Source organism: Nonomuraea sp. NPDC049637, from assembly GCF_040675235.1.
In the GTDB taxonomy this organism is placed as follows: domain Bacteria; phylum Actinomycetota; class Actinomycetes; order Streptosporangiales; family Streptosporangiaceae; genus Nonomuraea.
In genome coordinates, this window is sequence record NZ_JBFAOM010000079.1 from 16725 (window position 1) to 27937 (window position 11213).

The 11213-nt window shown below is 68.3% G+C and carries 10 protein-coding genes and 1 pseudogene; 4 read left to right on the forward strand and 7 right to left on the reverse strand.

From position 1 onward, the window contains the following. Positions 1–604: 604 nt before the first annotated feature. Both AB0J71_RS47870 and AB0J71_RS47875 read right to left on the reverse strand, forming a co-directional pair. Positions 605–1348: a Rid family hydrolase gene (locus AB0J71_RS47870; RefSeq protein WP_364420986.1), complete on the reverse strand. Its 744-nt coding sequence runs from the start codon at positions 1346–1348 to the stop codon at positions 605–607. Between the two features lie 230 nt (positions 1349–1578). Further along, positions 1579–1710: pseudogene (locus tag AB0J71_RS47875) on the reverse strand (IS5/IS1182 family transposase); the annotation flags it as partial. Positions 1711–1713: 3 nt separating this feature from the next. On the opposite strand from AB0J71_RS47875, the gene AB0J71_RS47880 reads away from it, so the two are divergent. Further along, positions 1714–2739 (forward strand): PIN domain-containing protein, encoded by a 1026-nt coding sequence (locus AB0J71_RS47880; protein WP_364420988.1) that lies wholly within the window; start codon positions 1714–1716, stop codon positions 2737–2739. A 17-nt stretch (positions 2740–2756) separates the two neighbouring features. Here AB0J71_RS47880 and AB0J71_RS47885 read toward each other — a convergent pair whose 3' ends face one another. From AB0J71_RS47885 to AB0J71_RS47895, 3 genes are all read right to left on the reverse strand, one after another. Next, positions 2757–2894 carry a hypothetical protein gene (locus AB0J71_RS47885; protein ID WP_364420991.1) on the reverse strand — a complete coding sequence of 46 codons (138 nt, stop codon included), beginning with the start codon at positions 2892–2894 and terminating at the stop codon, positions 2757–2759. Between the two features lie 89 nt (positions 2895–2983). Further along, positions 2984–3967: a site-specific integrase gene (locus tag AB0J71_RS47890; protein ID WP_364420994.1), complete on the reverse strand. Its 984-nt coding sequence runs from the start codon at positions 3965–3967 to the stop codon at positions 2984–2986. 139 nt (positions 3968–4106) lie between these two features. After that, on the reverse strand, positions 4107–4748 hold the full coding sequence (locus AB0J71_RS47895; RefSeq protein WP_364420995.1) for a TetR/AcrR family transcriptional regulator: 642 nt from the start codon (positions 4746–4748) through the stop codon (positions 4107–4109). 120 nt (positions 4749–4868) lie between these two features. Between AB0J71_RS47895 and AB0J71_RS47900 the strand changes: the two genes are divergently transcribed. From AB0J71_RS47900 to AB0J71_RS47910, 3 genes are all read left to right on the forward strand, one after another. Then, on the forward strand, positions 4869–6218 hold the full coding sequence (locus tag AB0J71_RS47900) for a DHA2 family efflux MFS transporter permease subunit (protein ID WP_364420996.1): 1350 nt from the start codon (positions 4869–4871) through the stop codon (positions 6216–6218). Next, a complete protein-coding gene (locus tag AB0J71_RS47905) occupies positions 6215–6994 on the forward strand; it encodes an SDR family NAD(P)-dependent oxidoreductase (RefSeq protein WP_364420998.1) in 780 nt (259 codons plus the stop codon). The genes AB0J71_RS47900 and AB0J71_RS47905 overlap by 4 nt, the downstream gene beginning before the upstream one ends. A 61-nt stretch (positions 6995–7055) precedes the next feature. Next, on the forward strand, positions 7056–8138 hold the full coding sequence (locus tag AB0J71_RS47910; RefSeq protein ID WP_364421000.1) for a GDSL-type esterase/lipase family protein: 1083 nt from the start codon (positions 7056–7058) through the stop codon (positions 8136–8138). Between the two features lie 173 nt (positions 8139–8311). Here the strand turns inward: AB0J71_RS47910 and AB0J71_RS47915 are convergent, their stop codons facing one another. Together AB0J71_RS47915 and AB0J71_RS47920 are read right to left on the reverse strand one after the other, a co-directional pair. Continuing rightward, positions 8312–9439, reverse strand: a complete 1128-nt coding sequence (locus AB0J71_RS47915) for a transposase (protein ID WP_364421002.1) — start codon at positions 9437–9439, stop codon at positions 8312–8314. A 39-nt stretch (positions 9440–9478) separates the two neighbouring features. After that, positions 9479–11002 carry an IS1182 family transposase gene (locus AB0J71_RS47920; RefSeq protein WP_364421004.1) on the reverse strand — a complete coding sequence of 508 codons (1524 nt, stop codon included), beginning with the start codon at positions 11000–11002 and terminating at the stop codon, positions 9479–9481. Between the last annotated feature and the right edge of the window lie 211 nt (positions 11003–11213).

Consider the following 11213-nt stretch of genomic DNA (forward strand, 5'->3'; position numbering starts at 1 on the left):
TTACTACGCCCCGGCCCCCCTCAGAATCGGACGTGCGGCTTGGCACCGCATCCGGCTCAAGCAAGCCGCGAGGGCGTTGCGGGTTGTCGTGGGATTTCTCTGCGTTGCCGGGCGTGTAGCCGTTGGTTGCAGGAGGTGTGCACCAAGCGAGTTCTGTCCCCCTCCCGGCCGCTGCGGCCCTGGTGTGTCAGGTAGTCAGCGGCGATGGCCCTGCCCGCGACGCCCAGCCACCGTCTCTCCCATTCATGCGGGGATTGGGGCGGTTGGTCTGCGGTGAGCAGGTGGTCTCCGCAGAGCGGACAGCGGCCCTTCTGCCTGTTGAGCAGGCGGAGGTTGCAGCTGTCCAGCGGCGATGTGACCCGCCGCCTGCGGGAGACCCAGTAGTCGATCAGGTCGGGATCATCCGCAGATGCCCGTCCCGTGACCACCTGGTGCCAGACGATGTCGGTCCAGCAGAACTTGACCAGATAGAACGGTCGGCCGGACCGGTTTCTCCCTTCATATCTAGGCAGCCGTCTGTCGAAGCCGGCCGCCGGGAGACAAGCTTGTCTCCCGGCGGCCGTTCTGGTTCTGTGGGACGAGCATGGCCCCCACGCCTGGCATCTCATCCTGGTCGCGGCAGACCCGTAACGCGCGCCGCGAGCGGTGACGATCCCCGCGTCGGATCTAGCCGTCGAGGTCGCGGTGGCCGAAGCCGTACAGGCCGAGCACGGCCACGCCCGCCGCGAGTTCTCGCGGTCCAGAGACTCCCAGCCCACGGCGGACGCGCCACCGTTGTGCGGCGCGACGGTCGGCGACGCGCAGCACCGGCGCGAACTCCTCCCAGGTGACTCCGGCCCGGCGCGCGGCGTCGATCAGATCGGGCTCGGCGTCGGTCAGCCAATCCCGAAGAGTGGCCAGGAGCGTGAGCCCGGCCAGTGCCTCCTCCCCGGTCAGTGTGTTGTCCGGGGAGGGGGTGGCTCGATACGAGGCTTATCCACGACACGCCTCGATCTCGATCTCGCATCTCCACGTCGACCAGCCCGGCCACCCGCACGCCGGTGCACGCGGGCCGCACGTGCCCAAATACCTCCGCGATGGCCTGCCCGACCAGGTCGAAATGGCGATGTTCCACCACGTAGTAGCGGACCATGACCACGTCCTCGGGGGTCAGCCCGGCTGCCTGGACCGCCTCCAGCGCGATGCCCATCGCGGTCATGCTCTGCTGGTAGGGGTCGCCCAGATCTTGCACCACGCCGTTGACGGTGGCGGTGCAGCCGGAGACGATGACTCGCTCGCCCGCGATCACTGCCCCTCGTCGATCGCCACGGCGTGGTGGCTGGCCTTGCCTGCGTCGATCCCGATCCACACATCCGCCGCCGGCACCTGGCCCCTCCTGCTGTTCTCGCTGGTCAAGCCCCTGGACGGCCCCGCCGGCAAGTCCCTAAACAGCGACGATTCGCATCAGATCTCAATCAGCGGTCAGGGTGTCCGGGACGACGAGGCGGCCATTCCTCCCGAGCCGCAACAGCAGCAGTAAGCCTTCAGCCACACCCCGTTGCCCTGGGCATCTGAAGCAACCATCTCCAGACGAATCGATCTTAGGGAGAATGCCTTGTTGGCGGCGACCGCGTCCGGCCGGGTGCGGGGGCGGCCGACAGCGCCGCGTATGCGTAGTGCGCTCAGCACAGGGATGAACTGCGGGCTGTCGGCGGCGTGGCCTACGCTCAGCGCGTGATCATCCTCGACACCAACCAACTCAAGGCTGTCCAGCCTCCCAACGGGGCGCTCTGCACCATGCTCGTAGCTGTCGCCGACCACGCAGGGCACAAGCTCGTGCTCCCCGAAATCGCATTCGAGGAGCACCTCGCGCACTACGGCCACGAGGTTAAGGAACTGCATCAGAAGGCGCGGACTGCGCTGCGCGCCTACAGCGCCAAGTTGGGGACGATGCAGAGCGACGACCTCAGCGACCTCAACCTCATCCCGATCATGGAGTCGGTCAGATCCACACTCAGGGAAATCTTCACCATCCTGCCGACGCCTGACTGGGCTGGCCGGGAGGCGATGCTCCGCGAAGCGCGCCGCCAGGCCCCGGCAGCCACAAACTGGCAGGCGAAGGGCGAGGGCTCTCGCGACGCCGCGATCTGGCTTACCGCCGTCGAGGCGCTCCGGACCAGTGAGGAGACGATCCATTTCGTTTCGACGGACAAGAGAGCGTTCGGCGACGGCACCCTGCTCAACGACCTGGCCGCCGACCTGGGCGAGGCGGCCGACCGCTTCGTGTACTGCTGTGGTGTCGAAGTCCTGCTGGACAAGCTGGCCAAGCGGCACACCGCGAAGATCGGTCAGAACGAGATCGAATCCTCCGCGGTCGTCCTCGATGTCGTGCGGACCGCGTCGATGGGCTCCCAATTCTTCTTCTCGATCCTCAGCGGGGCAGGGCTGGGCGGCGAAGGCATCGTCGCCTCGCGCACCGGAGACCAGAAGTTCTCGGTGACAGGCATCAAGGAAATGGTCACGTACATGCTGCCTGGGCGGGAGAAGGCGTGGGCGTGCGCGAACGTTCAGTGGAGGCTGGAGGAGAACGTCACTGCCACGCTGATCGATTTGAATCCGTCGGTGAACAGGACGATCCACGTGTCGTTCGGGTTCTCCGCCACGCTTCTGATGGAGCTTAGCGATGGAGGCGACATCGATAGCGCCTCAATGCTGCATGTGGGTGGCATGCGGGACTTCAAGGCGGAGGTCGTGGAGTAGCAGATGGCTGGCTGACGTCATCGCCGCCACCATCGGTACGCGGACTTCACCCGCGACGTGGCCGGCCAGCGGATGGCGAGCACGTCGCGGTCGAATCGGACGCTCTCCTTGTCCAGGCGGCGGTGCGGCCGCGCGGTGCCGTCGTCGGAGAACACGCGAGTGAGGCCGGTGCGGCGGTCGCGGCTGATGATGGGGTGCCACCGGAATACGGCAGAAACGGGCCGCCGAGAGGAGTTCGGCCTGGTCAGACTCTGCGGTGGGGATCGCGACGGGCTTGCCAACGGGTGAGGGCGTCGGGAGATACCCGGGTGTAGCGGGCCAGACTGGCGACCGAGGCGTGACCGGAGTAGGCCAGGAGAGTGCCGGTGTTGGCGCCGTTCTCGGCGGCGTGGGTGAGCGCGGAGTGCCGAAGGTCGTGCAGGGTCCACCCGGGCGCGGCGACGAGGTCTTCCAGGTCGGTGAGATCCGGGTGCGCGAGCGGTTTGGTCAGCTCGTTGAAGATCTCTTCAGCGCGCCGGTAGGACAGCCGGGCCCGACCGGTGACCGGGTCCAAGTCGCCGGCGGCGAGGGCGACACGGGCGCGCCGCTCGGTGAGGAACACCGGCCCCTTGCTGCGGCCGACGAGCAATTTCGGTAGAAGGCGCGCAGTACGGGTCTGCCAGACGATGATGTCGACCGCGCTGCCCTTGCGGGTGACCCTGGCGCGTCGGTTGCGCCGGTCCAGGTGCTCGACGTCCAGGCCGAGTACCTCGTTGGCGCGCGCGGCGGTTTCGTACAACATCGTCCACAGTATCTTTTCCCGGAGCGGAGCCTCCAGGTCGAACAACGCCTCGATGTCGGCGATGGCCAGCGCGCGAGTCCGATCAGGGGCACGGCCTCGCCGCCGGAGTCGGCGGGTCGGATCGGCGCTCAGCCAGCCCTGGTCCATCCAGAAGGTCACCGCGGAACGGAGGGCGTCCAGGTGCCGGTTGAAAGTCGCGGCGGCGCGGCCGCTCCACTGGCGGGCGAACCAGGCGGTGAGTCGCTCGGCGCCCTGTTCGTTGTCGAGCTCGGCGAGCAGGACGTGGGTGCCGGGCGAGGCGAACTCGGCGATCAGGGCGCGCAGGGTGGAGTGGTAGGCGCGCCGGGTGTTGCGCTGCTCGGGACCGGACAAGGTAGCTAGGTAGGCAGCCGCCGCAGCGGGCAGCGGTGGCGATCCGCCGCGCTCCAGACGGTGAAGCTCGCCCACGTCCACCTCCTGACGTCACTATCGCAGATAAGCATGCCGACCTGACCCAGGTTTGGCGAGGCGTTCTGCCTGCTCGATCCAGACAGTATCGCGGATAACAATTAGTTATCCGCGATAGTTCGTTCGCTGCCCTGCAACTCTAAGACGCGATTGTTTGCTGCTCGGAGGGGGCGTAAGCCTGGAGGAAGGTGCCGACGGCGACCCGAGCCACCTCCCGCAGTTCATCGTCGCCGAGGAGTCGGGTGCCCATGCGGGAGCGCGCCTCCAAAGGGCCGACGAGCAGGGCGAGTAGCTGCTCGGCCGCCAGCTCGGGGTCGGTGGCGCGCAGGCGACCGGCCAGGATGAGGCGGGCCAGCCGGTCGGCCAGCGCCTGGGTGAGCCGGTGCGGACCGGACTCGGTGACAACGTCGAGGACGTCGGGGAAGCGGATGATCTCCGAGTAGAGGAGCCGTCGCAGCGCGCAGGAGTGCTCGTCGCAGTGCAGGCGCAGCAGCTCGTGGCCGACGCCCTCGAGGGTGGCGCGCAGGTTGTCGCCCGGTTCGACGAGCGGCTCCAGCGCGGCCAGGCGCTGCTGCAGGCTGGTCTGCGCCGCATCCTGAACGGCGTGCCTGAACAGAGTGGCCTTGTCGGAGAGGTGGTTGTAGACCGTCGGCTTGGCCACGCCCGCCTCGTCAGCGATCTCCTGAACGCACGCCTGGGCGTAACCCTGCCGGGCGAACACGGCGAACGCGCCCCGCAAGATCGCCTGCCGCTTGTCGATCCGTCCGCGCGATGTGGTCATGGACCGACTATACCAACGGGTTCACTATGGTGGACTGACCAGTTGCAGGCATACGCATTGGATAACTATGTTGAACCCATGAGTTCAATAGACGATCGTTTGGACCCTCGGCTCCTGGCGATGATCGCCGTGATCCTGCTCGGCGGACTGCTGGGCATCCTCAACAGCACGATGGCGGCCGTGGCCACCGGCACCCTGGCCACCGCCTTCGACACTTCGCTCAGCACTGTCGGCTGGGCCTCGACCGGATTCCTGCTCGCCGTCACCGCCACCATCCCGTTCACCACGTGGGCGGTCGACCGGTTCGGCGGCAAACGGCTCTGGCTGGCAGGCCTGGCGGTGTTCATCGTGGGCTCGCTGGCAGCAGGGCTGGCCTGGAACGTCGGCAGCCTGATCGCCTTCCGTGCCGTTCAAGGCGTCGGCGCCGGACTCCTGGACCCGTTGGTGCTGATTCTGCTGGCCCGAGCTGCGGGACCGCGGCACGCGGGAAGGGTGATGGGGCTGATGGGAGTGGTGCTTTCGCTGGGGCCCGTCCTCGGGCCGGTCGCGGGCGGCGCCGTACTGGACGCCCTGAACTGGCGCTGGATGTTCCTGCTCAGCGTGCCCGTCGGCCTGCTCGCCTACCTGCTCGCGCGGCGTGTGGTGCCCGACGAGAGGTCTGCGGGCCATGTGCGGACCCGGCTGGACGTCCTGGGCCTGGCCCTGCTCGCGCCCGGTTTCGCGGCTCTGGTGCTGGCCTTGTCGCAGTCGGCCGAGCGGGGCGGGCAGGTCGCCCTCCCGCTGATTGCGGGCGCGGCACTGATCGCCGGCTATGCCGTGCACGCGCTGCGCAAGCGCGGCGCGCCGCCGCTGATCGAGCCCAGGCTGTTCGCCAGTCGCGGCTTCGTCGCCAGCGTCGCCATCATGGGGCTCGGCGGTCTGGCCAACTTCGCCACGCTCTTCGCCCTGCCGCTGTACTACCAGCAGGCACACGGACATGGCGTGCTGGCCGCCGGGCTGCTGATGGCTCCTGCGGGGCTGGGCGGAGCGATCGCGATGCCGCTGGCCGGACGGCTGTCGGACCGGTTCGGCGCCCGCGGCCTGGCCACGGCCGGCGCGATCCTGGCCGGGCTGAGCGCGCTGGCCTTCACCCGCGTCGGCGCCGGCACCGCCGAGGTCTGGCCAGTGCTTGCCGCGCTGGCGATCGGGCTCGGCATGGGTTGTTTCAGCGCTCCGACCATGGGGTCGCTCTACCGCAGCCTGCCGGGCCCGCTGGTGGCACAGGGCAGTTCCGTGCTCTACATGCTCAACCAACTCGGCGCCGCACTGGGCGTCGCCCTGGTCACGCTCATCCTGCAGATCGCAGCTGACCCGATCACCGGCTTCCACGGCATCTTCTGGCTCGCCCTCGCGATGATCGTGATCATTCTCGCCGTCATCCCGCTCCTGCCCGCGCGTGAACCCGTTCTCACCAGAAAGGCATCCCTGTGAAGACCCTCGTGATCACCGGTGGCACCGACGGGATGGGCCGCGAGCTCGCCCGCACCTACCTGCGCCGCGGCGACACTGTCGTGATCGTCGGACGCGACAAGGACAAAGCCCTGCCCGGCGCCCATCTCATCGCGGCCGACCTGAGCCTGGTCAGCGAGAACCGCCGCGTCATCGACGAGATCAACGCCACCTACCCGGCCGTCGACGCACTTGTGCTGTGCGCCCGCTACTTCCGCTCCGCCCGCTTCGTCACCGCCGAGGGATTCGAGGCCACCTTCGCACTGGAGTACCTGAGCCGCCACCTGCTCAGCCACGGCCTGACCGATCCCGGGGTCATCGTCAACGTGTCAGGACCCGGCGTCCCGATCGGACGCATCCACTGGGACGATCCGATGATCGAGCGCGGCTACGACGGTGTGGCGGCCCAGATGCAGGCCGGGCGCGCCAACGACCTGCTCGGCGTCGCCTTCGCCACCGAACGGGCGGCCAGCCGTACCCGATATGTCCTGATCAACCCCGGGCCGGTGTCCACCGCGTTCCGCGGCGAGTACGACGCCGCCACTGCCGCCCACGTCGAGTCGCTCAAGAGGTACGGCGCGCCCGTCGCCGAAGGCGTCAAACCCATCGTCGCCCTCCTCAACGACCCGCCCGCCGCCCCGCTCAGTGCCTTCATGCAGACCAAGCCGATCAGTCTGGACCATCCCTCGTTCTCCCCGGAGGCCGCCGCGCGGCTCGGCGAACTCACCCGCCACCTGCTGAGCTCCCTGGAGGGCTGAACACGTGACCACCACATGGACGGCGGCCTTCAGATCCGCCCCGGTCAGCGCCTATGAGTCGATGACGCTCATCTACCCCTCACGCGCCTTCCGCGATCAGACGCTCCGTCAGATCGTGCGCGTGCACGGGGCCAGTGATCGTCTGCGGGTACGGCTCAGCAACCAGTACGGCGAGCAACCCCTCACCATCGCCCGCACCCACGTGGCCGCGCACGACTCCCGATCCTCGATCACCCCTGGCACCGACACCGCGGTCACCTTCGCGGGGACAGCGCAGGTGACGATCGAGCCCGGCGCCGAAGCCGTGAGCGATCCCGTCGACTTCGCCACCGCAGGCGAGACCGACCTGGTGGTCAGCACCTATCACGCCTCCGATGCCGGGCTGGCCACCTACCATCCCTTCGCCCTGCAGACCGGGTACGTGGCGGCCGGGGACGCCGTCTCCCGAACGCACCTGACCGGCGCCGAAAAGGTAGAACCCCGCTTCTACCTGAGCGGCATCGACATCGAGGCTCCCGAGGGACGCCAGGTGGTCGCGGCCTTCGGCGACTCACTCACCGACGGGGTGGGCACCGCCCACGGCGCCCACCACCGCTATCCCGACCTCTTGGCCGGCAAGCTCGACGACACACTCGTGCTCAACCTCGGCATTGCCGGCAACAGGCTGCTCAGTGACGTCTTCGGCGAACGTGGCATCGCCCGCTTCGAGCGCGACGTGCTCGCCACACCGGGAGTGACACACGTCGTCGTGCAGCTCGGCACCAATGACATCGGCATGCCGGGCATGCTTGGCCTGCCCGCGGTGTCGGCGAGCGAGCTCATCGCCGGGCTGACCTCGATCACCGACCAAGCCGGGCGAGCGGGACTGACAACGATCGTCGCGACCGTGTCCCCCTTCGGCGGAGCCGACGGCGTCAGCCCCGGATTCGACACCCCCGAAGGGGAGCAGACCCGCCAGCTTGTCAACGAGTGGATCCGCGCCCACTGCGACACCGTCGCAGACCTGGATCGCCTGCTGCATGACCCGGCCGCGCCGAGCGTCCTGCGGCCCGCCTACGACTCCGGCGATCACATCCATCCCAACGACGCGGGAGCCGAGGCCATAGCCGACACACTCGCCAGACTCATCATCGCCTCCACCTGAACGCGGCGATCGGGTGGTGCCGGCAACTCGCCTACCGGGACCGGATGGCCACCGCCCCAGCAGAGCCCCACTGGTTGAGCAACCGAGCGCGATGTCAACGGGCTGAGCAGGGGCAGACGAAAGCCAGACCGGCGCCCCGCATCACGCGCTTCGACCTCGTCGGCGCCAGCAACTCATGGTGCGAACAGGACCCGGGATTCGAGGTCGAGGCGTGTCGTGGGTTCGGCAACTGGCGGGTTGAGGTTGAGGATCCAGTTGCCGAACCGGCGGATGACATGCGTGATGTACGGCGAGATGGTGGCCAAGTCGTCGGGGTCGACTGGACGGCCCTCGGCGGCGATGGCGTTGGCGGAGTCGGTGATGTCGCAGGCGGTGGAGTAGATCACGCAGTTGGCGAGCAGCTCGTTGAACTTGATGATCTTCTCGTGATAGTCGGGATCGTTGTGGCCGATCAGCTTGCCGCCGAACATCAGCCAGTCGGCGAAGTTGTGGAAGGACTCGTTGCGGTTGGTGATCTGCGTGATTTGCTCGCGCAGGTCCGGGTCGGAAAGGTAGCGAAGCAACGTGATGGTTCGTACGGCGCGGCCGAGCTCGCGGAAGGCGCGGTAGAGCCGGTTCTTGCGGGAGTGGTTTCCCAGGCGCCGAAGGAGGGTGACCGAGGAGATGCGGTTCTCCCGGATGGAGATCGCGGTGCGCAGCAGGTCGGTCCAGTGCGTCTCGATCAGTCGCCAGTCGATCGTCTCCTCGCCGAACAGCGAGTCGATGTGCTGGTAGCGGACCTCTGGGTCGGGCCGGTAGAAGATCAGGTCATGCCAGTTGCGGATGCGGGGCAGCAGGTCGAAACCCAGAAGCGCCGCGAGCCCGAAGACAGGCAGCGATTGGCCTTGGGTATCTGCGTGGATGGTGTCCGGCTGGATCTCCGAGGCGTTCTTCAGCAGCCCTTCGATGATGTAGACGGCCTCCCAGACGCCGCAGGGGATGAAGTGGCTGAACAGCGCCACGTAGGTGTTGGAGATGTGCCGGTAGGCCAAGCCCCCATACCCGCCGTACCGAACGTGGCTTTCAGCAAGGAGGTTGTTCTCCCACGTTTCGACCTGGGAACCGTCCGCTGCCACGGTCTTGCCGTCGCCCCACATCGAGGTGATGTCGAGCTGGTTGAAGGCGTTGATCACAGTCGTGGAGGCTTTGGCGATCTTCTCGCTGGTGGCGTGCTTGTTCGCGGCGCGAGCGAGTTCGGCCGCGCTGACCTGGCCGCGCATGTGCGCGGCGACCTGGGCGGGACCTAGGAATGTCCTGAAGATCTTGAGGGGCGAGTCGGCATGAGCTGGCTCAGCCTCGCGTTATGCGGTGATCAGGGCGAGGGTCCAGGTGCCGCTGGTGTGGGTGAGTCCCAGGTTGATGAGGCGGCGGAGGTTGAGGGCGGCGGCGCGGTGGTGGAGCCAGCGGTCGTTGGCAGCGGTGCCGCGGTAGCGCAGGCGGCGGTTGCCGCGGGCGACCAGCCAGGCCACGGCACGTTCGACCATGGGCCGCCAGCGCCGGTAGTCATCTTGCCAAGCGGGGTCGCTGGCGGCTTGGTGGCGGGCGGCGGCCTGCAGGTCGTGGTGCGGGCGGATGGTCACCATGCGGCCGGTTGCGGCGGTCGTGCAGCGTTCGCGCAGCGGGCATGCGGCGCATAAGCCGGTGAAGGTGGCGCGGCGTTGCTGGTAGCGGCCGCCGGGTGCGGCCAGGGGGACGGTGTAGCCGGCGGGGCAGGTGACCGTGCCGGCGGCGGTGTCGATGGCGAAGTCGTCCAGAGTGAAGCCGCCGATCACGGCGGGCTTGAGCGCGGGCGGTTTGATCAGCAGCCGATGCCTGGCCTCGGTGAGGGCGGCGCGTAACTCCGCGGTGGCGTAGGCGGCATCGGCCAGGACGTGCAGCCGGCCGCGCTCGTGAGCGAGCAGGCCGGGGGCGATGGCAGCCTCGTGATAGGCGGCGCCGGCGCCGGGCCGCAGGGCGACGGCGGTGAACAGGCCGGTCTCCGGCTCGACGGCCAGGTGGGCCTTGTAGCCGTCGTCACGCTGCTGCTGGCTCTTGTGGATGTGGCGGGCCTCGGGATCGACGGTGGAGATGATCCGATCGGGTGCGGTGCGGCGGGCGATCCGCCACCGTCCGTCGGTGCCGTCGGAGTCGCCTGCGGGTTCGACGTCCTGGCCGGCGATGAGGGCCAGCAGGCCGACCGCGCGCTCGGCCGGCTCGTCCAGGTCGTGGCCGGCCAGGTGGTCGAGCAGGGTGAGCGCGTCGGTGACCAGCCCACTGACCAGGGCGTTCCTGGCTTCCTCGTCGTCCCAGGCGATCTTCGGCTTGCCCGGGTCGGCGTAGTCGCAGGCGTGACAGTGCGCCGTCACCAGCGCGCTCGCGCCGGGCACCTGGCGGGCCACCCGGCGGATCGCGGCGATCAGCTGGGTGATGGTGTCCTGGGTGGCGACCGCATCCAGCAGCACCGTTGAATCCAGCGCGCGCCGGGCCCGGCCGGTCAGCACCCCGGTCTGCTCAACCACGGTGCGGACGGCCGCAAAGATGCGGTCCGGGGCCACCGATCGGGCCAGCCGACGCCGGAAGTAGGTCAGCAACGACGGATCGAACCCCTGGCCATACAGCCCCAGCCCGCAAGCGGCCTTCCACCGCAGATCGAACCGCAGCGCTGCGACCGCCTCCTCATCCGGCAGCCCATACAGCGCTTGCAGCACCACGACCGTGGCCAGCAGCCCCGGAGGCACCGACGGACGCCCGTTGACCGGCGCGTACATGTCCGCGAACGCCTGCGGCGGGAACAGCGCTCGCCGGTGTTCGGCCAGGAACGCGAACACGCTCCCGGCCGGGATCATCTCCCGGCACACGACCCACACCTCAGGCCCGGCTGGAACCCTCCGACGACCCATCATGACCCGAGTCTGAATCCTGAAATCCCACCTGGCCAGACCACCAAGATCTTCAGGACATTCCTAGTACTGCAGCGAGGTTTTGTGATCTGTAACGTGGAGGCATGCCAGATGACTTAACCACTGCTGATCTTCAGGAGTGGGTCACGGGGCTGGA